Origin of the sequence: Moorella humiferrea (assembly GCF_039233145.1) — a bacterium.
Classification (GTDB): Bacteria; Bacillota; DSM-521; order Neomoorellales; family Neomoorellaceae; genus Neomoorella; species Neomoorella humiferrea.
Genome location: NZ_CP136419.1, coordinates 1,975,586 through 1,999,191, shown reverse-complemented (window position 1 = coordinate 1,999,191; position 23,606 = coordinate 1,975,586). Strand labels below are relative to the sequence as shown.

The following is a 23,606-nucleotide window of genomic DNA, read 5'->3' as shown; positions in this document are numbered from 1 at the left end:
CAGCTTTGTGACCACCAGGGGTTACAGGTTATAATAACCCGTAGTTTTTTCTAATTACTCCGGCAACTTCTTTGAGCAGCCGGAAGGATTTTTCGACGGAAGCGGTGCCGTCGGCATTTACCAGGCAGCAGCGGGCCGGCGCCAGCCAGGCCTGGGTTATAATAGTTTCTTTGCTAATCCCCTGCCCTTGCAAATAATCCCAGAGATTTTCCAATTGGGCTACCAGCTTTTCAATCGTTACCTTTTCTACCTCTTCGGTCAGGGTGGGGGTGATGCCCCAGGAGATAATACCGCCCCTTTGCAGGAATTCTTTTACTTCTCCGGTGTAACGGGTAAAAATGTGCCCCCATTGCAGGGCATCGAGGGAGATAATGTCAAGTTCCAGGCCCAGCAAAAAAGACCAGTCAGGATTGCCGCAGAGATGTACCCCTTTAGGTCCGGGGAGCATGGCCAGGAAATGGCGATAATCTTCCCTGGCCCTTTCCGAATTGTAGCCGGTAAGGGCCATAAAGACCAGTTCCAGGCCCGGTTCATCTACCCAGACAAAAGCCCTGGGATTCCTGGTGACCAGATCCAGGTACTGGGCCTGGATTTTTTTAGCTATAAAATCATAGAGGAACCCCCTGACTTCGTCATTGTAGATGATCGGTGCCTGTTTCTCGTCAATTATTTTGAGACCAAAGCTAACGGGGCCGATTGACTGGCCGCGAATGGCGGGATAGTGAGCTAAATCTTCCGCCAAAAAACGCTGGTAAACCCTAGCGTACCTGGGTGAGAGGCGAAAGTAATCCGGGTCTTCCCAGTTATCGATATAAGCAGGAAGTTCTTCGTAAAAGTCGTTTATATTGAAGCGGATAACCTTCGCGTTAAAATCCAGTTTAATGCCGGGCAGGTGCTCTGATACCTGGGCATACATATCTTCATAAAAGCTCAGCCTGGGTAGTTGCGGCCAGAAGGGTATGTCCAGGGACAGGGCCAGTCTCAAGGCTGTATCCGGATCGACATGGGGAAGAATACCCATGGCCGTTGTTAAACAATTACCGGGGAGTTTCATGGAGCGGTTCTCCCTTATCATGGTGATTTGCTGCTCTTTTAGACCATATGCCAATTTTACCCCTTTTTCCTTGCTGCGATTGTGAGCAAAAATGTTTTGTCAGTGTGATCCTTATCACATGCCGCTTATTGCAAGTTGGTTTATAATGAAATCTTTAGATGGGAATTAGCCGGAGCCTTGACCAGGCCATCCGTGCCGAAGAGGAAAAGCTTTACCCTTTAGCTAAAAGGTATATAGGCTGGGGAATTTATACCCTTGACAGGGAAGTTATTACCAGCCATAATGTAAGTGAATATTTACTTATATAGGAGGGCGGCGATGAAACGGATGAAACGGAAGCATTTACTACAGCACTGGCGCCTGGTGGTGCAAATCCTTGCGTTTCTGTTGTTCGTTTACTTGTTAATAAGCGGTAAAAACAAGCTCTGGATGCTAATCATGATGGCTTTCCTGCTCATAACTCCCTTTTGGGGGCGCCTCTACTGCGGTTGGCTCTGCCCCCTTAATACCCTCTTGCGCCCCGTCAACTGGCTGGTGAGTAAAAAGGCGCGGCGGTTGGCAAAAGACATACCCCTTATAGGCAAGAGCCCATGGTTGCGGGCTGTAATTTTTATCCTTTTCCTCCTTGTTTTCTTGATGACGCTGCGGGGTATTATCAAAATAAACCTCATTGTGCTCCTTGCCCCCTTCGCCATTTTGACCACTATCTTTTTCACCGGGGCTGCCTGGCATCGTTACCTTTGTCCCTTTGGCGTACTCTTTAGCTTGCCCGCAGGCGTTAGCCGCTGGAGATTCCATATTAACCCGGATCGCTGCCTGGCCTGCGGCCGCTGCCGGCGGGTATGCCCGGCGGGGGCCATCGCTGTCAATGAAGCCCCGGAAAAAAGCTACCGCATCCTGCCCCGTTACTGCCTTTTTTGCTTCGCCTGCCAGGAGGTTTGCCCGCGCAGCAGCATTGAACTAACTGCCGCTAGGCCGGCTAGCTCCAGGGAGAAAATGACGAGAAACCTTTGAATCTACCAGCAGGGAAGGTGATAGCATGACTGTGAAAGAGACCAGCGCCACCAGGCAACAACAAATAATAGCCGCTGCGCTGGATATTATAGCTAAGCGCGGGCTGGCCAATCTTACTACCGCCGCCATCGCCCAGGAGGTAGGGTTCAGCGAGGGGGCTATTTTTAAGCACTTTCCCGGTAAAGAGGCCATCCTGGCAGCGGCCGTTAAGAGCGTCGGCGGCCGTTTGGCCAGCCAGGCTGCAGCCATAGCCGGCCGCAAGGACGTGCCGCCGGGGGAGAAATTGCAATTAATTTTAGACCTGCACCTGTCCCTGGCGGCAACCAGCCCGGCTATGCCGCGCATTCTCTTTTCCGACGAATTATATACCAGCTATGCGAGTCTGAAGGAAATCATCAGGGGGATTATTGCCGGCTATACCCGGACCCTGGAAGCGATTTTTAACGAGGGGATGGAAACGGGTGAATTTAAGCGTTTTTTCCCGGCCCATACCCTGGCCTTTATCTTTATTGGCCTGATTCAGAGCACCATAATTCGTTGGCGGCTTGACGATGGCATTGATCCCCGGCAGCAGGGCCAGCACATCTACCGAGCTATCATGTTTATGGTCGGACGGTAGCCAGGTCAATGCCGGCCGCAGGTGAGTTCTTTGCTATTGCCGGCCCCAAATTAGTTGCATACTAAATGGCATTACTAGCTACTAACCTTAAGGAAGTAATCGGTTACTTACAAAGGGTTTTCATACGGAGGGATGTCTTGATGTTAGTCAAAAAGTGGCCCCCCTTATTGAAAAGATTGTTAATAGCCGGTGCCATCATTTTTACCGGCGTCGCCTTTGCCCTTATTAGCCGTAATCCTAAGCCCGCCACCGTCGGCATATACGAAGGGCATCCGGTTCTCTACGGTTCCGGGGTCATCGAGACAACCGAAATTGGTGTTGGTTCGGAAATTCCCGGCAGGATCCGCCAGGTGCTGGTGCAAGAGGGCCAATTTGTAACGGCAGGGAGTATTATTGCTGTTTTAGATGACGCCGAGCTGCAAGGACAGGTGGCCCAGGCCAAAGCCGCGGTTGCGGCGGCCGAAGCTCAGTTGGCCCAGGTGAAGGCGGTATATACCGCCGAACAGGCCAGGGTGGAAGGGAACATTCAAACCGCCTTGGCTACCCTGCAGAAGCTGACGGCGGGTGCCCGCCAGCAAGAGATTGATGCCGCCCAAAAAAAAGTCGACCAGGCCAGGGCCAAATTACAAAGCGCCCAGGATCACCTCCGCCGCATGGAAACGCTGCACCAACAGGGGGTTATCTCCGACGAGCAGTACCAGCAGGCCAAAACAAATTATGAAGTTGCCCGGGCCGATTTGGGAGCGGCCGAAGACAATTTGTCTTTGCTTGCCTCCGGTTCCCGGCCGGAAGATATAGCCGCCGCCAGGGCTAATTATGAAGTCGCCCTTGCCGGTCGCTTCCAGGTAGAAGCCCGCCGCAAAGATGTAGATGTCGCGACAGCAGCCCTTGATAAAGCAAAGGCCGCGTTAAAGACTGCCGAAGAGCAACTGGCCAAGGCAACCATCCGGGCTAAAACTAGCGGTATTGTTCTAAGGTGTAATTTTAGTGCCGGCGAGGTTGTGAATCCCGGTATTCCCATCGTTACCCTTAGCGATCCCGCGGACATCTGGCTGGCAATCTACGTCCCTGAGACGGAAATCGGTAAGGTAAAGGTGGGCCAGCAGGCAGTCGTAACGGTGGATTCCTTCCCGGGCAAACGCTTTAATGGCAGGGTGAAGGAGATCGCCGGCCAGGCCGAATTTACGCCCAAGAATATCCAGACCAAGGAAGAGCGGGTAGACCTGGTGTTTAAGGTGAAAATCGCCTTAGCCAACGAAGAACAACTGCTAAAACCGGGCATGCCGGCGGATGCCATGGTTTACCTGGACAGCCAGGAGGCAAATTAAACCATGGTTAATGACAATCCTGCCATGATCATTGCAGCGCGCGGTCTGGTAAAAAGCTTCGGACCGATCCGGGCCGTGGATCACATTGATTTACAGGTGGAGAAGGGGGAAATTTTCGGCCTGGTTGGACCGGACGGGGCCGGGAAGACAACGACCATGCGCATGCTGGCAACTATCCTCCCGGCTGATGCCGGAGCGATATCCGTTCTGGGTTATGACGGCCGGACGGAAGCTGAGCGCATTAAGGAGCATATTGGTTATATGCCTCAGCGGTTCAGCCTGTACGGGGATCTAACAGTGGCGGAAAACCTGGAATTCTATGCTGAAATCTATGAAGTTCCCCGCCGGTTGCGGGAGCAGCGCCAGAAAGAGCTCCTGGCGTGGGCCAATCTCAGCCAGCACAGTTATAAACAGGCTGACCAGTTGTCAGGGGGAATGAAACAAAAACTGGCCCTGGCGTGTAACCTGATCCACGAACCCGCCGTTCTTTTCCTGGACGAACCCAGCACGGGAGTAGACCCGGTGGCGCGACGCGATTTCTGGCGCATCCTCTTCAGGTTGCGCGAGGAGGGGGCGACGATCATGGTCAGCACGCCTTATATGGATGAGGCCGAGCGTTGCGACCGCATCGCCTTTACTTATAACGGCCGCATCCTGACTTGCGGTACCCCGGCGGCAGTTAAGAATTTATTCCGGGGCCAACTCCTGCTCCTGCGTGCGGAGACTATTGCCATGCTCCACGCTGCCAGGGACTACCTCCGCCGGGAACAATTGCTGGCTGATGTCTTGATTTATGGCGACGCTTTGCACCTGGTGACCGACGATGCCCTGGAAACGGCAAGGCTTCTACCGGGGCTCCTGGAACGCCAGGGCATCCGGGTTACCCATCTCCAGCCTATTCCTCCTTCTCTGGAAGATACCTTTGCTTACCTGGTCAGACAGGCAGGAGGATTTGCGGGGAGGGAGTCCTCTTGATAACCCAAAGCGCACCCGCGGCGATCATTGTCGAAGGCCTGACCAAACGTTTTGGCAACTTTACTGCCGTTGAAGACGTTTCTTTCCAGGTCCGCCGGGGAGAGATCTTCGGGTTTCTTGGCCCCAATGGTTCCGGTAAGTCCACCACCATCCGGATGCTCTGCGGCCTCCTATCACCCACCAGCGGCAGGGCTTCTGTCCTCGGCTATGACATCGTACGGGATGCCGAGGCAATCCGCTTGAACATCGGGTACATGTCCCAGAAGTTCAGCCTTTACGAAGACCTTACCGTGGAAGAAAACCTGGAATTTTACGCCGGCATCTACCAGCTGCCCCCACGGCGGATAAAAGAGCGCAAACAAGATATCCTGGCCATGGCCGGCCTTTTGGGACGGGAGAAAAGTATTACCGGAACCCTTTCTACAGGCTGGAAACAAAGGCTGGCCCTGGGCTGTGCCCTGATTCACGAGCCGGGGCTGGTTTTTTTGGACGAACCCACCGGGGGTGTCGACCCGGTGTCGCGGCGCAATTTTTGGGATTTAATTTACGATCTCTCCCGGTCCGGCGTTACTGTCCTGGTAACAACCCATTATATGGATGAAGCGGAACATTGTCATACCATCGGTTTTATCTATAACGGTAAAATGATAGCCCTGGGGACGCCGGAGAACCTGAAGAAAACAAAAATGCGGGGCCAGATACTCCAGGTCGAATGTGCCCCCCTGCTGCCGGCCCTGGAGGCAATTAAGGACGTACCGGAAGTGATAGAAGCGGCCATGCATGGGGCGGGCCTGCACGTAGTGGTAGAAGATATAGCCAGGGATACTCCCGTGGTACGCCAGGCCTTGAAGCGGGCCAATGTCCGGGTGGAGGCCATTACGCCGGTAGAGCCGGCCCTGGAAGACATTTTTGTCTCCCTGGTCGAGGCCCAATCCCGCTAGGAACTGCGCGCCGCCTCCGGCGGCACCCGTCTATAAACAAAGGTTGAAAAAAGGAGGGTGCGACAATTGAGCTGGAAACGCATCTGGTCCATTGTCCGCAAGGAGTTTATTCATATCCGGAGAGACCCCCGGACCATCGCCCTGATTTTACTCATGCCCATAATGCAGATGTTTCTTTTCGGTTATGCCGTTTCCACTAATGTTGAGCACATCAAAACAATAATCTGGGATCAGGCCAGGGATCAACGGAGCCGGGAGCTGATCCAGGCTTTAGTCCAATCTAATTACTTTGATGTCGTGGCCTACGTCGAAAGCCATGACGATATTCGCGGCTGGGTGGACCGGGGCAAAGCCCGGGTAGGCTTTGTCATCCCGGCCGATTTTTCCCGGCGCATTGACCGGGGTGAAGCGGCTCCCGTCCAGGTGCTGCTGGACGGCTCCGATCCCACCACGGCCAGCACCGTGCTGTCGGCGGCAGGGGCGATTGTCCAGGCTAAATCCGCTCAATTGACGGCGGTAACTTTAGAGAGGCGGGGGATAGCGAGCGGTAAGCTGGGCCTGCCCAGGATAGACCTCCGGCCCTGGGTGTGGTACAACCCGGAGATGAAAAGCGTTAATTTCAACATCCCCGGCCTCATTGGCGTAATCCTGCAGAATATCACCATGATGCTTACCGCCTTTGCCGTGGTCAGGGAGCGGGAAAGGGGGACCCTGGAACAGCTCATCGTAACGCCCATCAAGCCCTTTGAATTGATGTGGGGCAAGGTTATTCCTTACATCATCATAGGTTTTGCTGATTTGCTGCTGGCAATTGCCGTAGGAATTTTATGGTTCGGTGTACCTGTCCATGGAAACCTGTTGCTTTTGCTGGCCCTTTCTTTTATCTTCCTGGTAGGCGCCCTGGGTATCGGCCTCCTTATTTCAACTATTTCCCGCACCCAACTCCAGGCCATGCAGCTGACGATGTTTTTGGTCATGCCCAACATCCTGCTGTCGGGGTTCATGTTCCCCCAGGATGCCATGCCGGGGTTTATTGAAAAAATCAGCAACGTCATCCCCCTGACTTATTTCATCGAAATTTTGCGGGGCATTATACTAAAAGGCGTCGGCTTCAGTTACCTGCTGTTCCAGGTCTTCTACCTGCTGGTTTTCGGACTGGTTATTATCGCCATAAGCGCCCTGAAATTTCGTAAGAACCTGGAATAGAACTTTTCGGGTTTTACGGGTCTCCATGTAAAAAATTAGGGAGAAGAACTGCGGTTTTTACCGCGTCTTCTCCCTATACTTCATCGAGAACAAAAGCTTTGGTACGGCGCCCGCTGTATCGGGGCTGTTATCGGGAGCCAGGGGCGAAATTCCTCCCACCGGGCTGGGTCATGGGTACAGTTTTATTTGGCTTTCCCTTTGGGGTTGGGTATTTTCATTACCAGGACGCTGAAAATGGTGCCGGCATCGGCATTTAACGCGTGGGGGATACCGGCCGGGCTGACTACTATTTCCCCGGCTTTGACCTTCGCCGTTTCCGGTCCCACAGTTACGGAGCCTTCACCCTCAATGATGTGGAAGAGGACGTCCACCGGCGTGGTGTGGGACGGTACCTCGTCACCGGGGTTCAAAGTCAGATTCATGATGTTGATGTAGGGGACGTCAAGTACAGTCCGGGCCTTAACGCCCCTCGGGGTTACCTGCTGCGGCAGCTCGGCGATACGAATGATTTCCATATATTATTCCTCCTATGGTTTATGGTTTTGTTTTATTTTAAAGTTTTTTATATAGGAAAGCAGTGATGTAAATCACTTAAATTTATCGCGATACATTGCCAGGTCGGCCTCCCGGATCAAGTCTTCCAGTTGTGTCGCCGAACCGGAGGCCAAATCCCCGCATCAATGCTAGAACAAATAATGCTAGAATAAACACCACCGCCATACCATATGGTAGGGGTGATTTTTTATATGGAAGCCCTTATCCGCCAGGAAGCAGACTGGATTTTAAGCCAGCAGTTGAGCAGCGGGGCGGTGGTCACCGCCTATCCGGGTCAAGCGAAGATCGTACCCTATTTCGCCCATCTGGCCCTTTACGGTCCCGCGGCCTGGGGCCTGCACCTTCCACGTATACAGGCTTACCTGCACTGGTATCTGTCCCGTCTGGAAAGACCAGATCGCTTCGGCGTCACTGGTACCGTATATGATTATTACCTGGATGAGGAGGGCATGGAGGTCCCTACCTACGGTTACGATTCCTCCGACTCTTATGCCGCAACTTTTCTCACGCTGGTGCGGTTTTATTATGAGGCCGGCGGTGACAGGGAATGGGTGGAAGCCCACTGGCCGGAACTGGAAGTTGTAGCAGGGGGCATGCTGGCAACGTTACAAAAGGACAATCTCACCCTGGCCCGGCCGGACTGGCGGGTGAAGTACCTGATGGACAACTGCGAGGTTTATCGGGGGTTAAAGGATTACGCCTGGCTCCTGATTAAGGCCGGGAAGGAAGGAGAAGCAGAAAGGTATGAAGTCCTGGCCGGAAAAGTTAAAAAGGCCCTGGAGACCAAAATGCGGTGTAACGGCGGTTACTGCCCGGCAATTTATCGCGCCGGGCTGCGCCGGCGGCCCAACTGGCGGCGCTGGTACCCTGATGCCCTGGCCCAGCTTTTCCCTATCATAACCGGCGTTCTTCATCCGCAAGAAGAAAACGCTAGGCGCCTGTACGCCAATTTTCTCCGCAACTATCCCGACTGGTACCTACAGACGAAACCGGAAAATTTCTTGACTACCCTGGTGGTTTACACCGCCGCTTTGATGGGAGACAACTGGCGGGTGCGCCGTTACGTAGAAGGGCTTGAGGAAGATATTATCGGCCGGGGACACCCCTGGCCTTACCACGCCGCCGAGGCGGGCGTTCTGCTCCTGGCCCTGAAAACTTATTTAGCCGGGAACTCTTCATATTAGCGAGCTATCACCGGCGAGACCTTGGCAGGAAATCGTTTTTGCAGGGAGAATATGTAAATGAGCAGGAATAGGGAGGTTGCCATCAAGAATCGGCCTTAGCTGCTCCAAGCCAGATTCTAACCTTCCATCTGCCATATATCATAAATGGAGGCGATATTAAAATGCCCTTACCACCCTTTATTGAAGCCCTGGCGGAACGGGACCCGGAGTTCTACCGGGCTGTCAAAGCCGTGGCGGAAACGGCCATGGCTCCCGGCGCCCTGGACGCCAAAACCAAAACCCTGATTACCCTTGCCCTGGATGCCGCCCACGGAGCCAGTGAAGGGGTGGCCGTCCTGGCCCGGCAGGCCCGCGATCTCGGCGCCAGCGAGGAGGAAATCAGGGAAGCCCTGCGCCTGGCCTATTTTGTCGCCGGCAACGGCGTTCTGGCCACGGGCGGCGCCGCCTACAGGTAAGGGAGGTGGCGTTTAATACGTCGACCATGGTAGGAAGACCGTGGTCGACGACATATTAAGTGTACTGTATACATGTGGCCGTTTTGTTGACCTTCCCGCCGGGCTTATGATATATTGCAAAAGATCATAAACCAGTAATAAAGGGAAGGGAGAAATCGTGGGTAATACTCTCGGTTTGGAAAAATTGGGTATAATAAATACAGGAAAACTTTACCGCAATCTCCCGCCTGCACGGCTGGTGGAAGTGGCCCTAGCCCGGGGGGAAGGCATTCTCGCCCCCAACGGTGCCTTAAGTGTAATAACCGGAAAGTATACCGGCCGTTCACCCGGAGACAGGTTTTTCGTAGATACCCCGGCCGTGCACGACAGCATCAGCTGGGGCGGCGTCAACCAGGCGATGACCGAGGCGAATTTTGAACGCCTCTACAGACGCTTTACAGCGTACCTTCAGGGAAGGGACCTCTTCATTTTTGACGGTTTCGTCGGCACCGACCCGCTCTATCGCATGCCCATCAGGATTATCAATGAATATGCGTGGCAAAACCTCTTCGTCCATCAGCTTTTTGTCCGTCCTTCAGCTGACGAACTGGCCAGACATGCGCCGGGGTTTACCGTTATCTGTGCCCCCGGTTTCATGGCCGATCCTGAAGAAGACGGCACTCATTCCGAAGCCTTTATCATTTTAAACTTCGACCGGCGTCTGGTAATCATCGGCGGGACTTCCTACGCCGGCGAGATGAAAAAGTCTATCTTTACCGCCATGAATTATCTTTTGCCGGAGCGGGGCGTCTGCCCAATGCATTGTTCGGCCAATATGGGACCGGCGGGGGATACGGCCCTGTTCTTCGGCCTTTCCGGCACCGGCAAAACCACCCTCTCGGCCGACCCGGAACGGCGCCTCATCGGTGACGACGAACACGGCTGGTCGGATAACGGCATCTTCAATTTTGAAGGCGGCTGCTATGCCAAGTGCATCAAGCTCTCCGCCGAGCATGAACCGCAGATTTATAACGCCATTCGTTTCGGCAGCGTCCTTGAGAATGTGGTCGTGGATCCCGAAACGAGGGCAATTGACTACGACAGCGACGCCCTGACGGAAAACACTCGTGCCGCCTACCCGGTAGACTTCATTCCCAACGCCGTCATCCCCGGTATAGGCGGTCACCCACGGGCGGTGATCTTTCTCACCGCCGACGCCTTCGGCGTTATGCCGCCCATAGCCAAACTCACCCGGGAACAGGCCATGTACCATTTCCTCTCCGGCTATACCAGCAAACTGGCCGGTACGGAACGGGGGATTACCGATCCCCAGGCCACCTTCTCCACCTGCTTCGGGGCACCCTTTTTGCCTCGGTCACCTTTTGTTTACGCCGACCTCCTGGGCGAGAGGATTGCCAGGCATAACGCCAATGTTTACCTGGTCAACACCGGGTGGACGGGTGGGCCGTACGGTATCGGCCGGCGTATGAGCCTGCCCTATACCCGTGCCATGGTGCGGGCGGCGTTAAACGGTCACCTGGAAAAGGTGGAGTTTGTCCGCGATCCCATCTTCGGTTTCCTGGTGCCTACGAGCTGCCCGGGTGTACCCGCAGAGATTTTGAATCCCCGCAATACCTGGGCGGAGCCGGAAAAATATGAGGCTATGGCCCGCAGACTGGCCGGGCTGTTTAACGACAACTTCCGTAAATTCCACGAAGCACCGCAGGAGATCCGCGCGGCGGGACCTGTAGGAAAGTGACTTGGAATAACTTGATGCAGGAAGAAAGCCGGTACAAACCGGCTTTCTTGCTGTAGAGTTATTTATTGACGTCGGTGACCCGGACGACTTTCACGCCCTTCAGGGTGTCGGACACCGGACAACGTTCTTCTATGAGATCCAGCAGGCGTTTTATATTGCTCTCCGGGGAAGGAGATTCTATGTAAATGCGGTAGCGGATCTCCTGGTAACCTTTACGGACCTCGCGGTTTTTGCCCAGAAAGCCGTCGGGATCCAAATCGCCTTCCAGCTCCACCCGGAAATCTTTAAGTTCTACATGGCAGGCCGGGGCGAAGGCGGCGGCGCAGATGGACATGCAGCCTCCCAGGGAGCAGAGGAGGAGTTCCACCGGGTTCATGGCTTTATTTTTACCGCCTAATTCTTCCGGCTCATCCACGGCCACTTTAAATCCCCGGGCTTCACCTTCGCAGTAAAGGCCTTCTCCTGACCAGCGCACGGTAGCACTGAAGGTGGTTTTTGCCATACCGTTCATCCTTTCCCATGGATATTTTTTATGCTTTAATTAAAGCTATCACAAACAATCATAGGTGTCAAATGAAGTGTATAATGGAGCTGGGATTTATGGAGAAAGAAAAGGTGGAAGGGATTTTAAAAACATTGCGTGCCGCCTATCCGGGCGCAAAATCGCGCCTTAAATATGACAATCCCTTTGAACTCCTGGTGGCGGCCGTGCTTTCGGCCCAGACCACTGACGATCAGGTAAACAAGGTGACCCAGGAGCTTTTCCGGCGTTATCCCACCGCTGCGGAGTTAGCGGGGGCGGAGCCGGAAGAGGTGGCGGCGTGCATCAAAAGCCTGGGCCTATACCGCATGAAGGCGCAACACCTGGTGACCGCCTGCCGTATGCTGGTGGAAAAATACGGTGGTCGGGTGCCGGACACCCTGGAGGAACTTCTGGAACTGCCGGGGGTGGGGCGCAAGGTGGCCAATGTGGTCCTTGCCAACGCCTTCGGCCGTGACGTCATTGCCGTCGACACCCATGTTTTCCGGGTGGCCAACCGCCTGGGTCTGGCAACGGCCGGAGACGTCCGGGAGACGGAAAGGCAGCTGATGACCGTGTTGCCTTCCGGCACTCGCAACGAGGCCCATCACCTCCTCATCCACCACGGCCGGGCGGTCTGCAGGGCTAGAGCTCCGAAATGCGGGGAATGTGTAGTCAAGAGTTACTGTCGTGATGCGGATCACAAGAAGCGGGGGGAGGCATCACATTCGGCTAAAGATAAAGGCGATAAAATATAAGCAGACAAATCTATTGAGAAGGTGATTTTATGAAACGCAAAATCGTCCGCATAGATGAAGAAAAGTGCACTGGCTGCGGTCTGTGCGTATCGCCTTGCGCCGAAGGGGCCATTGAGATTGTCGATGGTAAGGCCAAGGTACTGCGGGAAGAGCTTTGTGACGGCGCCGGGGTCTGCCTGAACGTGTGTCCCACCGGGGCCTTAAGCATTGAAGAACGGGAGGCCCCGGCCTTCGACCCCGCTGCCGCGGAAGAAAACCTGGCCGCCAAAAGGGCGGAAGGTACGGCGCCACGCTGTCTGCGCTGCAGCGCCGACGAAAGCCGTGCCGTGCTCCTCTTCGCCCGCTACCACGGCGAGAGTACCTGGGTCTGCACCCGCTGCCTGCCGGTGTTAATCCACGGCTAAAGACTGAAAAAGAAAATTAAAAAGGGGCTAGATGGGTAAAAAGCTACCGCGTCTAGCCCCTTAAACATTTTTCCTAAAGCCATCGACTGCTTTTACTATATAGACTGCTTTTTGGTGTAATTGAGCAACCCACCGGCCAAGATGATAGCCCGCTGGCGGGGAGATAGCCCGTGGCGCACCTTAAAGGTAAAGCCCCTCGTAACGTTGGTTACCGGGACTTCGTCCTGATCCAGGCCGCCACGCAAATCAACAGCCAGAGTGTCACCGGGTTCGATCCGGTCATAGTCGGCCGGGTCAACAAAGGTTAAAGGCAGGATACCAAAGTTGACCAGGTTGCTGCGGTGGATGCGGGCGAAGGATTTGGCGATAACGGCTTTGACGCCCAGATACATGGGGCACAGGGCGGCGTGTTCGCGGCTGGAACCCTGGCCGTAGTTTTGCCCGCCGACGATGATGCCCCGTCCGGCTTCCTTAGCCCGTCGGGCAAAGCCGGGATCAATCCCCTCAAAGGCGTGCTCGGCCAGGGCGGGAATATTGGAGCGCAGGGGCAGGTATTTGGCACCGGCCGGGGAAATATCGTCGGTGGTAATGTTGTCGCCGGTTTTTAAAAGGACCGGTGCCTCAATCAATCCTCGCGGCGGCTCGGGAAGGGGCAGGGGCTTGATGTTGGGACCGCGCCGGATTTCTACTGCAGAGCCGTCTTCCGGCGGGAAAATAAACATGCCGTCGTCCACGGGGAACCTTTCCGGCAGAGCGATGTTAATGGGCTCGCCCAGCTCCCGGGGATCGCTTAAAAACCCGTTGATGGCCGTAACGGCGGCGACTTCCGGGCTGACCAAGTAAACGTAAGCGTCGGCCGTGCCGCTGCGGCCTTTAAAATTGCGGTTGAAGGTCCGCACCGAAACGCCGCCCGAGGGGGGAGCCTGTCCCATGCCGATGCAGGGACCGCAGGCGCACTCCAGTATCCGCGCCCCCGCCGTGACCAGGTCGGCCAGGGCGCCGTTGGCGGCCAGCATGCGCAGGACCTGGCGGGAACCGGGGGCGATGACCAGGCTGACGTCGGGATGGACGCGCCTGCCTTTAAGGATGGCCGCCACCCGCATAAGATCGGCATAAGAGGAATTGGTGCAGCTGCCTATGGCCACTTGATCGACTTTAATGGGCCCTACCTCGCGCACGGTAGCCACGTTGTCCGGCATGTGGGGTCTGGCCACCAGGGGTTCCAGGCTGCCAAGATCGATATCGATTACCTCATCGTAAACCGCATCGGGATCCGGTTTTAATTCTACCCAATCAGCCTCCCTACCCTGGGCAGCCAGGAAGGCCCGGGTAACCTCGTCGCTGGGGAAGATGGAAGTGGTGGCCCCCAGCTCGGCGCCCATATTGGTGATGGTGGCCCGTTCCGGCACGGAAAGGGTGGCCACGCCGTCGCCGCCGTACTCGATGATTTTACCGACGCCCCCTTTGACAGTCAGGCGCCGCAAAACCTCCAGGATAATGTCCTTGGCGCTGACCCAGGGGGACAGGCGGCCGTGCAAATTGACACGAACGACGGCCGGCATGTTAAAATAGAAGGGCCCGCCGGCCATGGCCACGGCGACGTCCAGGCCGCCGGCGCCTATCCCTAAGGCGCCGACCCCGCCGGCGGTGGGGGTGTGGCTGTCGGAGCCCAGGAGGGTTGTCCCCGGTACGGCGAAGCGCTCCAGGTGTACCTGGTGGCAGATGCCGTTGCCGGGACGGGAGAAGATAATGCCGTATTTAGCGGCAATAGTCCGCAGGAAAAGGTGGTCGTCGGCGTTTTCAAAGCCGGTCTGCAGGGTATTATGATCCACATAGCTGACGGAAAGTTTGGTCCGCACCCGGGGAATGCCCATGGCTTCTAATTGAAGGTAGGCCATGGTGCCGGTGGCGTCCTGAGTCAGGGTCTGGTCGATGCGGATAGCCACCTCTTCGCCGGGCACCATCTTGCCGGCCACCAGATGTTGACCGATTATTTTTTGGGCAATATTTTGGCCCAAATCGGTTCCTCCTCTCTTATGGCTGTAGTCCATTATAATATAACAGAATCCAAGGGGAATGTGAACCCGGAAAGGGGATGCCCCTGATGGTAATCGGGGTCGGCCGGGCTACCTTGCGCATCGCTGGGGCCAGGAGTTTAAAGGACAAACGGCGGGTGTTAAAAAGCCTGCTCACCCGTCTGCACAATCGCTTTAACGTCGCCGCCGCCGAAGTGGGACTGCATGACCGCCATCGGGAGGCGGAAATAGGCATTGCCTGTGTAAGCACAGCCGGGAGCCATGCCGACAGCATCCTGGCAGCCATCCTGGAATTTTTGCAGATCCAGGGAGATATTGAGCTTATCGATTATCATACGGAGCTATTTTAAAGCAAAAGGGGGCGGTTTGCCTTGCCGTTGCACGTCGTCCTCTACCAGCCGGAGATTCCCCAAAATACCGGCAATATCGCCCGTACCTGCGCTGCTACCGGGGCGATACTCCATTTAATCCATCCCTTGGGTTTCCGCTTGGACGAAAGGCACTTGAAACGCGCCGGTCTGGACTACTGGCAGGAGGTAACCATCCGGGAACATAACAGCTGGCAGGATTTCCTGGCGGCCTATCCGGAAGCCTCTTGCTATTACCTATCGACCAAGGGGCGCCGCCATTACACGGAGGCTGCTTATTGTCCTGGAGATTTCCTCGTCTTCGGCCCGGAAACCCGGGGGCTGCCGCCTTCCATCCTGGAGCCGGCCGGGGAGAGGGTGCTGCGCATTCCCATGCGGCCGGGGCTCCGTTCCCTGAATTTGGCCAACACCGTGGCCCTGGTCCTCTACGAAGCCCTGCGCCAGCTGGCCTTTCCCGGTCTGGTGTAGATGACCGTAAAAAAGATAATTAAAAAGGCCCATCCCTTCGGGAGATAGGCCTTTTTTTCTTTATAAAAAATGGTCGGGATGACTGGATTCGAACCAGCGACCTCACGGTCCCGAACCGTGCGCTCTAAGCCAAGCTGAGCTACATCCCGATGCAAGACAATTATAGATCAAAACCCCCATTAAAGTCAATGTACCTTTTTGCTAAAAAGAAGGTGCTTTATGGTTATATTTTACTTGTTTTCCAGGCAAGATAAAACTGCATTATAACATTATAAGGAGTAACCCTATGGTTAAATCCTGGCGATACCTGGGACGTAGAAATAAGGAACAACCCCTGGTCAACGAAGGTCAGGCAGCAGCGCTGCCGGTCCAATACAGCCTTATGGCCAATGTGGATATCCTGGAGGCTATTTTTGCCGCCTGCGACGACGTGGTTTTCCGGCGGATGCGCCTTGGCGGGATCACGGGGCGCCAGGCGGCCCTCGTTTACGTCGACGGCCTGGTGAACAACGAACTGGTCAACGACGAGATCATGAAATCGATTCTTTTACAGGGCCCCCTCACCGTACCCTTGGCGGCGGACGAAGGCTTTGAATTGTACCGTTTGGTAAGGGATTCCCTTTTGACGGTGGCCAATGTACGGGAAATAACGGAATTCCGGGAGGCATGCCGGTGTATCTTAAGCGGGTTTGCCTTGTTATTTCTTGAAGGCATAAACCGGGCCCTGGCCGTTGACGTCTGCGGCTGGGAACACCGGGGGGTGGAAGAACCCCAGGCGGAAGCCCTCATCAGGGGATCCCGGGAGGGTTTTTCCGAGTGCCTGCGGATCAATACGGCCCTCCTGCGCCGTCGCCTGCGTGATCCCCAACTGAAATTCAAGACATATTTCATGGGGCGGCGCAGCCAGACGACGGTCGGTCTCATGTACATTGAAGGCGTTGCCAACCCCGAACTTATAGCCGAGGTGGACCGCCGCCTTAAAAAAATCGACATCGACGGCATCCTGGAGAGCGGCTACATCGAGCAGTTTATAGAGGATAAATGGTATTCGCCCTTTGCCCAGCTTCAGAACACGGAAAGGCCGGACGAGGCCGCCGCCGCCCTCCTGGAAGGGCGGGTGGTCGTTCTGACCGACAATACCCCCTTTGCCCTGATTATACCGGCGACCTTCAACTCTTTGATGCATAGCCCGGAGGACCACTACCACCGCTGGTTTATCGCCTTTTTGATCCGCCTTCTGCGGTTCAGCGGTTCCTTTCTGGCCCTGATGCTGCCGTCATTTTACATTGCCATGGTATCCTTTACGCCCGAGATGATCCCCACCTCTCTGGCCATGTCCATCGGCGCCGGCCGCGAAGGCCTGCCTTTTCCAACTATTATTGAGGCCTTTATTATGGAAGCAGTCCTGGAACTATTGCGGGAGGCGGCCATTCGTCTGCCGGGCCCCCTGGCGGAAACCCTGGGGGTGGTGGGGGCCCTCATCCTGGGCCAGACGGCGGTCCAGGCGGGAATCGTCAGCTCGGCCATGGTAATCGTCGTGTCCCTTACGGCCATTGCTGGCTTTGTCGTACCTAGTTATGACGCAGCGATCTCCTTAAGAATTTTACGCTTCTTTTTAATGATTATGGCCGCCCTTTTGGGCCTGTACGGTATTATTTTAGGATTGATGATCATCCTTACCCATATAGTTTCGTTAAAAAGCTTCGGCGTTCCTTATCTTAAACCCTGGGCGCCCTGGACAGCCAGAGATTTAAAGGACAGCATCTATCGCGCGCCCCTTTTCAGGGAGCGCCTGCGCCCGGCTTATCTAAAGCCACGGGAATTCAGACGCATGGGTGAAAAGAAATAATGAGACAGAAGGGTGTACTCTGGTTGACGTTATTTTTGTGTTTGATTTTCCTGGGCGGCTGCTGGGACAACAAAGACCTGGAACGCCGGGCCCTGGTCCTGGGGGCGGCCGTGGACCTGGCGGCTGAAGGCGGGCGGGCGGCCGAACCCTGGAAGATTACCCTGGAAATGCCCATTTTGCGCCGGATGGTTGCCCGGGGAGGAGGCGGGGGCGGCGGGGGTGATGGTGGTCAAGGGGGCGACACCATGCCTACCTGGCGTTTAACCTTAACGGGGGCCACCTTTGCCGAGGCCATCAATAAAGGGGCCACACGCTCTGAGCGGACCCTCTTCTTCGGCCACCAGAAAATAATTGTTTTAGGGGAGGAACTGGCCCGCCGTGACGCCCTGCAGTCGGTTCTGGATTGGTGGACGCGCAACCGGGAGAGCTATGTGGCCATAAATGTCCTCCTGGCCGAAGGAGACGCCGCTGCTATAATGGAAGGCCGTCCCGAGTTTGCCCGCAGCGTCAGCATGTTTTTAAATGATGAGATGCAACAAGTAATTAAGACCACCCGCTTTGTCAAGCATTCTCTCCAGGAAGTACTGGTCGCCCTCGATGCCGGGGAGGACATTTTATTAGCCAGGGTCAAGGTTTTACCTGACGGTAAGCCCCAGGTCGCCGGGACGGGGGTGATACACAGGGGGCGCTTGGTGGGATGGCTCAGCCCGGAAGAGACCCAGGCCGCCCTGTGGATAACCGGGGAAACGAAGGGTTGTGACGTCCTGGTCGTACCAGTACCGGAACTGGATAACGTTTTTAGCTTAGAGTTCTGCAAGATTAAACCGGAGATAAAACCCAAGATGGAAAATGAGAGTTTAAGCTTTGAGGTGAAAATAGAATTTAACGGCCGAATAGCCGAGAAAATGGGCAACCCCGGCATTTTGAAAGCCGGCGATCTGCAACTGGTGGAGGGGAAAGCCGAGGCTGTAATCACGGAGCGCCTGCAGCAGGTTATGAGCAAGCTGCAGCGTCAGTATCGGGCCGACGTACTGGGCTTCGGCCGTAGGATAGAAAAAAAGTGGCCGCACCGGTGGGAAGGGATGAAAGAGCAGTGGCCTCAGATATTTGCCGGGATTCCGGTTACGCTGCAGGTAAAGGTAAAAATCCTTGGAACAGGATTGGTGAGCTAAATGTTAACCCGGGAAAAGATCGGCACCGATGAAGCCTTCTTTTTAACCGTCGCCGCCATGATCGAAGTGGGTACGCTGATGGGCGCCAGGGATATCGCCGAAAAGGTGGGGGTAGATACGTGGCTGGTTTCCCCCCTGGAAACCCTGTTCAGCCTTGCGGCCGTTTATATCCTCACCCATCTGGCCATGAAATTTCCCGAGGAAGACTTTTTCGGCTTCAGCCGGAAGATTGTCGGCCGCTGGCTAGCCTGGCCCTTGAGTTTGGGTCTTGCCTTTTACTGGCTGGCCCTGGCGGCCCATGTGGCCCGCATCACCACCGATGTGGTCAAAAACTCTCTGCTGGCACGCACACCGGCCGAAGTAGTCCTCGCCTCTTTACTTTTAGCGGCCGCCTATCTGGCCGCTAAAGGGCTGGAACCTCTAGCGCGGGCCTGCATCATCATCACCATTGTTACTTTGCCGTTGCTTATGCTCCTCTTTGTCCTGGTTTTGCCCCATCTCCGCCTGGACAATTTCCTCCCCATCATGCCCCGGGGGCCCTGGCCGGTCCTGCAACTGGCCTTTTGGCGCATCAGCAACGCCGAAGAAATGAGCCTTTTTTTGATTCTGGTGCCTTTCATGCAGCAGCCCAACGAGGCCTGGAGGGCGGCTGGCAAGGGGTATCTGCTGATCATGGCCGTCGTCATTACCGTTTTGACCACCTGCCAGGGCGTTCTGGGGGCTGAAACACTCAAGCGCACGGTAATTCCGGGGCTGACCGTCACCCAGCTTGCCGAGTTTGCCGGCACCTTTATCGAACGCATCAGCCTCCTTTTTATCTCCCTGTGGATTCTCCTGGCCTTTCCCACCGTTACGGCCCTGCTCTGGGCCGGGGCATATCTTGCCGGCAGCAGCATGTTTAAGTTAAAGGATTACCGCCCCCTTGTCTTTTTTTATCTGCCCTTCGTTTTCTTCCTCGCCCGCCTTCCGAAAAGCAACCTCGAGGTGAAAAGTTTTTTTTATTTTTTACAGCCCCTGGGTTTTGCTTATCTATGGGTAATACCGGTGTTCCTCTATATAATCGCCGTTATTCGTTTTCCCGGCAGGCTTAAAGAAAAAGCCGGGAAATTTCCCGGCAGGAAAAGGTAATTTATAAACTTACTTGAAGTAGCGGTTGAGGAGACCTTCCAGGGCCCGGGCGTGGCGGCCTTCGTCCCGGGATGATTCATCGAAGAAGTCGTGGGCGTGATCGAGGTTGTTTTCCTTAGCCTTGACGGCGGCCTCGCGTTTGCCCTTATTGGCCCCCAGCTCGCCGGCCAGCATCTTTTCCAGGTTTTCCTTGGTGCTGGCGCTGATCTTGCCGTTTAGTTCGGCAAAGTGGGCGGCGTGCTCGGCCTCTTCCCAGGCGATTTTCTCCAGTACCTGGGCCACTTCCGGGTAACCTTCCCGCATGGCCTGACGGGCCATGGCCAGATACAGGCCGACCTCCATGGTTTCCCCTTTGAAATTGGCCTCGACGGCGTCCTCCACTACAGTACCTTTGGTGACTCCCAGTTTAACCTCGTTGACCAGTTCGGTCATATCTGCATCCTCCTTCAATAATAATAACTATTACTGAATAACTTTATCTTTATTTTATATCCTTCCACCCGAGCTGTCAAGATTTTCATCGTAAAAAATAAAAGCCCGCTAATGGAAGCCATAAGTTTTATGTATTTTACACCGCGGACGGAACCGTGTTATCCTGGGTTTAAAATTGAAGAGGAAGGGAGAGGATGTTGATGGCAAGCAAAAGCCTTGCCGCCGTAAGGGCCGGCTATGGCCTTGGAGTTATCCAGGGCGTGGGCCTGGCCGTAGTCCTGGCCGTGGTGGCCCGGCAGCTGGCCCTCCTGCCGATATTAAACATCATGGGGAGCATGGTGCTGGCCATACTTTTGGGCATCGCCTGGCGAACCGTTATGGGGGTTCCAGCTACGGCCGAGGTGGGCATAAATTATGCCGGTAAAAAAATTCTGCGCTACGGCATTATCCTTATGGGGCTCCGTCTGGATATACCCAAGATAGTTGCCGCCGGTCCCCGGGTCGTTATCCTTGCCGCCTTTGCCGTTGCCTTGGCCTTTGGCGCAATCACCTTTTTAGGGCGCAGGGTGGGCCTTGATAAAAGGTTAACCTTGCTCATCGCCGCCGGGACGGGCATTTGTGGGGCGGCGGCCATTGCCGCCGTAGCACCGGTAGTCAGATCCAGGGACGATGAAACGGCTGTGGCGGTGGCTGTTATCGCCCTCCTTGGTACACTGTTTACGATAATTTATACTTTTATCTATCAATCCATTTATTTAACATCTTACCAGTACGGTTTATTGGCCGGGAGCAGCCTCCATGAATTGGCCCATGTCATCGCTGCCGCCCAGGCCGGCGGTACGGCCGGTACAGATATCGCCATTCTCGTAAAGCTGGCGAGGGTGGCCCTCCTCGTACCGGTGGTCCTGGTACTGGGTCTAGTTTTTGCTCCGCGCCATCAGCAGGATGCCGGTCGGAAGTGGCGTCAGTTGCAGGTTCCATGGTTTATTTTGGGCTTTCTGGCGTTAAGCGGCCTCAATACCCTGGCCATCCTGCCGGCTTCCTTGACGGCCGCCCTGATCCAGATCGGGGTATTTCTCCTCACCACGGCCATGGCCGGTTTGGGCCTCAACGTAGATGTGGATATGATTAAAAGGGTCGGCGCTAAGGGGATGTTTACCGGGCTGGCGGGTTCGGCCATCCTCAGTTTAACCCTTTTCCTATTCATCGCCTTCTGGGCGCGTTAACGGAGGGGTGGCGCGCAAAAAATCAAGAAAGGCCTGGGCGGCGGCGCTGTGGTGTTTATGGCGGCTGTAAGCAAGGTGAAAGGTGCGCCGGAAATCGGCGCCCTTAAGCCTTACTTCCCTGAGCAGGTTGTGTCTGCTCTCTTTTTTTACGGCCAGCCGCGAAATAATGGCCGCTCCCAGCCCCGCTTCCACGGCTTCCTTAATGGCCTGGGTGCTGCCGAGCTCCATTATGACCTTTAAGTTTGCCGGATTTAAACCCACCTGCTTTAAACCGGCTTCGGCCACCTGTCTGGTCCCGGAACCCTTCTCCCGCAGGATTAAAGGTTCCGCCTGCAGCTCTTCTGGAGTGATTTCCCCGCGGCAGCTCCAGGGGTGATTGGTGGAGACGATTATCACCAGTTCGTCCTGGAAGAAATCTTCCTGGATAAGGTTGGGATGCTCTATCTGGCCCTCGATGACGCTTAAATCCAGTTCCCCGGCCAGAAGCCGACGGATTATCTCCTGGGTGTTGGCTATTTGAACGGTTATATCCACATCGAGATACTGCTTTTTGAACTGCCCGGTAAAACGGGGAAGGAGATATTCGCCGATGGTGAGGGTGGCCCCGACGACCAGCTGTCCCCTGACTTTCCCGCCGATCTCGGCCAGGGCCTTTTGGGCTTCGTTGTAGAGCCTGCTGAGCTCCTGGGCGTAGTTATAGAGGATACGCCCGGCCTCGGTAAGGGTGACCTGACGGTTGCTGCGTTCCAAAAGGCGGGTACCGAAATACTCTTCCAGGGTCTGAATGTGGAGGCTGATGGCGGGTTGGGTCAGGTGCAAGAGTTGGGCGGCGCGGGAGAAACTTTTTTGTTCGGCCACGGCTTTAAAGACAAGCATTTGCGTATCGAGCAAGGGGCATCACCATTAAAAACTATAACAGTTTTTCAATTGCCGGTCTATACATTGCAAGAGTCTTTATTTAAAGCCTTGGCAATCTAAACTGTATGTGCGGCTGTTCATTTAGGCATAATAAAACCTGCTATGGACAAACGGTATTCTACCTGGCGGATCGCCGCCACATATATCGGTACCGTCGTGGGTGCCGGTTTCGCCTCCGGCCAGGAGGTACTGCAGTTTTTTGGCTATTTTGGGATGTGGGGAATTGTGGGTCTTATCCTGGCAACGGCTCTTTTTATCTTTTTTGGCTACGCCGTCTTACGCCTGGGACATCAACTAGCAGCCGAATCCCATCTTGAAGTGATGAACAGGGCCGCTGGCAATTGGATTGGTAAAGCGGTAGATGCTATTACTACTTTTTTTCTTTTTGGTGCTACGGCTGTCATGGCTGCCGGTGCCGGGGCTATTTTTAGCCAGGAATTTCACCTGCCGTCTTGGCTGGGCAGCAGTTTAATGATACTTCTTACCTTAATCACCGTTCTGGCGGGTATCAACAAAGTAATAAGTTCCATTAGTTTGGTAGCACCGGTTCTGGTAGCCACAGTAGTAGGAATAAGCATCTTAACGATATCCCAAAATCTACCCGTCCTCCTGGCCAACCTTTCCTGGAGTCTGGTGCCCAGGGCTGTTGTGCCTTTCTGGCTCCTGGCGGCCCTGTTATATGTTTCTTATAATCTCATCCTGTCGATAGCGGTACTGGCTCCCCTGGGAGCCCGAAGCCGTTCAGAAAATCTTCTACCGGGTGCCCTTTTGGGCGGCCTTGGCCTGGGAGGGGGGGCTATGGCTATTGTCCTGGCACTGCTTGCCACTGTCCCTGCGGCAACTGCCGTAGAAGTCCCCATGCTGCACATAGCCGGTAGTTTTAACCCTTTTTTGCGTGTCTTCTACAGTGCCGTTCTGCTGGCAGAGATTTATACTACTGCTGTTAGCAGCCTCTATGGTTTTAGTGCCCGGATGGCCCGGCAGGGAGGGAAAGGTTTTCGCTGGCTGGCAATAGGAGCCGGCATTGTGGCCTTGATATCTTCACAGTTCGGTTTTTCCCGTCTGGTGGGCACCCTTTTCCCCCTTGTCGGTTATGCCGGGCTTCTGCTCTTGGGGGCATTGTTTCATTCCATTTTAAGGCAGTTCTGGTCGACGTCGCAGATTGCCCCTGCAACGCGAGCTGCACCGGCTCCAGCCCGTAAACCCCTTCTAGAAGGGTATACCGGGAAAGACGGGGAAGAAAAGAATTAAAATGCAG

At 55.0% G+C, this 23,606-nt stretch carries 24 protein-coding genes and 1 tRNA gene; 18 read left to right on the top strand and 7 right to left on the bottom strand.

From position 1 onward, the window contains the following. Window positions 1–28: 28 nt before the first annotated feature. The gene (locus MHFGQ_RS10450) at window positions 29–1,054 is read right to left on the bottom strand and encodes a hypothetical protein (protein WP_106006607.1); all 1,026 of its coding nucleotides are present in this window, start codon (window positions 1,052–1,054) and stop codon (window positions 29–31) included. A gap of 318 nt (window positions 1,055–1,372) precedes the next feature. Here MHFGQ_RS10450 and MHFGQ_RS10445 point away from each other — a divergent pair, with 318 nt between their 5' ends. From MHFGQ_RS10445 to MHFGQ_RS10420, 6 genes are all read left to right on the top strand, one after another. Next, a complete protein-coding gene (locus tag MHFGQ_RS10445) occupies window positions 1,373–2,068 on the top strand; it encodes a 4Fe-4S binding protein (protein ID WP_170066428.1) in 696 nt (231 codons plus the stop codon). 25 nt (window positions 2,069–2,093) lie between these two features. After that, a complete protein-coding gene (locus MHFGQ_RS10440) occupies window positions 2,094–2,687 on the top strand; it encodes a TetR/AcrR family transcriptional regulator (protein ID WP_106006608.1) in 594 nt (197 codons plus the stop codon). 140 nt (window positions 2,688–2,827) lie between these two features. Next, entirely contained in the window at window positions 2,828–4,015 is a 1,188-nt protein-coding gene (locus tag MHFGQ_RS10435) for an HlyD family secretion protein (protein WP_106006609.1), read from the top strand. A gap of 3 nt (window positions 4,016–4,018) precedes the next feature. Continuing rightward, entirely contained in the window at window positions 4,019–4,990 is a 972-nt protein-coding gene (locus MHFGQ_RS10430) for an ABC transporter ATP-binding protein (protein WP_106006610.1), read from the top strand. After that, window positions 4,987–5,931 (top strand): ABC transporter ATP-binding protein, encoded by a 945-nt coding sequence (locus tag MHFGQ_RS10425; RefSeq protein ID WP_106006611.1) that lies wholly within the window; start codon window positions 4,987–4,989, stop codon window positions 5,929–5,931. The genes MHFGQ_RS10430 and MHFGQ_RS10425 overlap by 4 nt, the downstream gene beginning before the upstream one ends. Before the next feature lie 57 nt (window positions 5,932–5,988). Continuing rightward, entirely contained in the window at window positions 5,989–7,137 is a 1,149-nt protein-coding gene (locus MHFGQ_RS10420; protein WP_245907927.1) for an ABC transporter permease, read from the top strand. A gap of 182 nt (window positions 7,138–7,319) precedes the next feature. Here MHFGQ_RS10420 and MHFGQ_RS10415 read toward each other — a convergent pair whose 3' ends face one another. Then, a complete protein-coding gene (locus tag MHFGQ_RS10415) occupies window positions 7,320–7,652 on the bottom strand; it encodes a cupin domain-containing protein (protein WP_106006613.1) in 333 nt (110 codons plus the stop codon). A 231-nt stretch (window positions 7,653–7,883) separates the two neighbouring features. On the opposite strand from MHFGQ_RS10415, the gene MHFGQ_RS10410 reads away from it, so the two are divergent. The 3 genes from MHFGQ_RS10410 (at window position 7,884) to pckA (ending at window position 11,069) form a co-directional block, all read left to right on the top strand. Beyond that, the gene (locus MHFGQ_RS10410; RefSeq protein WP_106006614.1) at window positions 7,884–8,876 is read left to right on the top strand and encodes a hypothetical protein; all 993 of its coding nucleotides are present in this window, start codon (window positions 7,884–7,886) and stop codon (window positions 8,874–8,876) included. Between the two features lie 161 nt (window positions 8,877–9,037). Beyond that, window positions 9,038–9,331 (top strand): carboxymuconolactone decarboxylase family protein, encoded by a 294-nt coding sequence (locus MHFGQ_RS10405; protein ID WP_106006615.1) that lies wholly within the window; start codon window positions 9,038–9,040, stop codon window positions 9,329–9,331. Window positions 9,332–9,488: 157 nt separating this feature from the next. Further along, window positions 9,489–11,069, top strand: a complete 1,581-nt coding sequence (pckA, locus tag MHFGQ_RS10400; RefSeq protein WP_106006616.1) for a phosphoenolpyruvate carboxykinase (ATP) — start codon at window positions 9,489–9,491, stop codon at window positions 11,067–11,069. Window positions 11,070–11,127: 58 nt separating this feature from the next. On the opposite strand, the gene MHFGQ_RS10395 is transcribed toward pckA, so the two are convergent. Beyond that, window positions 11,128–11,571, bottom strand: a complete 444-nt coding sequence (locus MHFGQ_RS10395; RefSeq protein WP_106006617.1) for an OsmC family protein — start codon at window positions 11,569–11,571, stop codon at window positions 11,128–11,130. Between the two features lie 98 nt (window positions 11,572–11,669). On the opposite strand from MHFGQ_RS10395, the gene nth reads away from it, so the two are divergent. Together nth and MHFGQ_RS10385 are read left to right on the top strand one after the other, a co-directional pair. Continuing rightward, the gene (nth, locus tag MHFGQ_RS10390; RefSeq protein WP_170066429.1) at window positions 11,670–12,347 is read left to right on the top strand and encodes an endonuclease III; all 678 of its coding nucleotides are present in this window, start codon (window positions 11,670–11,672) and stop codon (window positions 12,345–12,347) included. 29 nt (window positions 12,348–12,376) lie between these two features. Continuing rightward, window positions 12,377–12,751 carry an ATP-binding protein gene (locus MHFGQ_RS10385; RefSeq protein ID WP_106006618.1) on the top strand — a complete coding sequence of 125 codons (375 nt, stop codon included), beginning with the start codon at window positions 12,377–12,379 and terminating at the stop codon, window positions 12,749–12,751. A 95-nt stretch (window positions 12,752–12,846) separates the two neighbouring features. Here the strand turns inward: MHFGQ_RS10385 and MHFGQ_RS10380 are convergent, their stop codons facing one another. Beyond that, window positions 12,847–14,769 (bottom strand): aconitate hydratase, encoded by a 1,923-nt coding sequence (locus tag MHFGQ_RS10380; RefSeq protein ID WP_106006619.1) that lies wholly within the window; start codon window positions 14,767–14,769, stop codon window positions 12,847–12,849. Window positions 14,770–14,855: 86 nt separating this feature from the next. Here MHFGQ_RS10380 and MHFGQ_RS10375 point away from each other — a divergent pair, with 86 nt between their 5' ends. Continuing rightward, on the top strand, window positions 14,856–15,137 hold the full coding sequence (locus tag MHFGQ_RS10375) for a DUF503 domain-containing protein (RefSeq protein ID WP_245907928.1): 282 nt from the start codon (window positions 14,856–14,858) through the stop codon (window positions 15,135–15,137). A gap of 21 nt (window positions 15,138–15,158) precedes the next feature. Continuing rightward, window positions 15,159–15,623, top strand: a complete 465-nt coding sequence (gene trmL / locus MHFGQ_RS10370) for a tRNA (uridine(34)/cytosine(34)/5-carboxymethylaminomethyluridine(34)-2'-O)-methyltransferase TrmL (RefSeq protein WP_106006621.1) — start codon at window positions 15,159–15,161, stop codon at window positions 15,621–15,623. Between the two features lie 70 nt (window positions 15,624–15,693). On the opposite strand, the gene MHFGQ_RS10365 is transcribed toward trmL, so the two are convergent. After that, window positions 15,694–15,772: transfer RNA gene (locus MHFGQ_RS10365), tRNA-Pro, on the bottom strand. Window positions 15,773–15,909: 137 nt separating this feature from the next. Here MHFGQ_RS10365 and MHFGQ_RS10360 point away from each other — a divergent pair. From MHFGQ_RS10360 to MHFGQ_RS10350, 3 genes are read left to right on the top strand one after another with little or no spacing between them, the layout of a single operon-like run. Further along, window positions 15,910–17,472 carry a spore germination protein gene (locus MHFGQ_RS10360; RefSeq protein ID WP_106006622.1) on the top strand — a complete coding sequence of 521 codons (1,563 nt, stop codon included), beginning with the start codon at window positions 15,910–15,912 and terminating at the stop codon, window positions 17,470–17,472. 23 nt (window positions 17,473–17,495) lie between these two features. Beyond that, entirely contained in the window at window positions 17,496–18,644 is a 1,149-nt protein-coding gene (locus MHFGQ_RS10355) for a Ger(x)C family spore germination protein (protein WP_343105503.1), read from the top strand. Then, window positions 18,645–19,772 (top strand): GerAB/ArcD/ProY family transporter, encoded by a 1,128-nt coding sequence (locus tag MHFGQ_RS10350; protein ID WP_106004149.1) that lies wholly within the window; start codon window positions 18,645–18,647, stop codon window positions 19,770–19,772. A gap of 9 nt (window positions 19,773–19,781) precedes the next feature. On the opposite strand, the gene MHFGQ_RS10345 is transcribed toward MHFGQ_RS10350, so the two are convergent. Further along, entirely contained in the window at window positions 19,782–20,204 is a 423-nt protein-coding gene (locus MHFGQ_RS10345) for a ferritin-like domain-containing protein (RefSeq protein WP_106004150.1), read from the bottom strand. 200 nt (window positions 20,205–20,404) lie between these two features. On the opposite strand from MHFGQ_RS10345, the gene MHFGQ_RS10340 reads away from it, so the two are divergent. Next, window positions 20,405–21,430 carry a YeiH family protein gene (locus tag MHFGQ_RS10340; RefSeq protein ID WP_106004162.1) on the top strand — a complete coding sequence of 342 codons (1,026 nt, stop codon included), beginning with the start codon at window positions 20,405–20,407 and terminating at the stop codon, window positions 21,428–21,430. Here MHFGQ_RS10340 and MHFGQ_RS10335 read toward each other — a convergent pair. Further along, the gene (locus tag MHFGQ_RS10335) at window positions 21,404–22,321 is read right to left on the bottom strand and encodes a selenium metabolism-associated LysR family transcriptional regulator (protein WP_106004151.1); all 918 of its coding nucleotides are present in this window, start codon (window positions 22,319–22,321) and stop codon (window positions 21,404–21,406) included. The genes MHFGQ_RS10340 and MHFGQ_RS10335 overlap by 27 nt on opposite strands. Before the next feature lie 129 nt (window positions 22,322–22,450). Between MHFGQ_RS10335 and MHFGQ_RS10330 the strand changes: the two genes are divergently transcribed. After that, window positions 22,451–23,599: a YkvI family membrane protein gene (locus MHFGQ_RS10330; protein ID WP_106004152.1), complete on the top strand. Its 1,149-nt coding sequence runs from the start codon at window positions 22,451–22,453 to the stop codon at window positions 23,597–23,599. Window positions 23,600–23,606 lie beyond the last annotated feature (7 nt).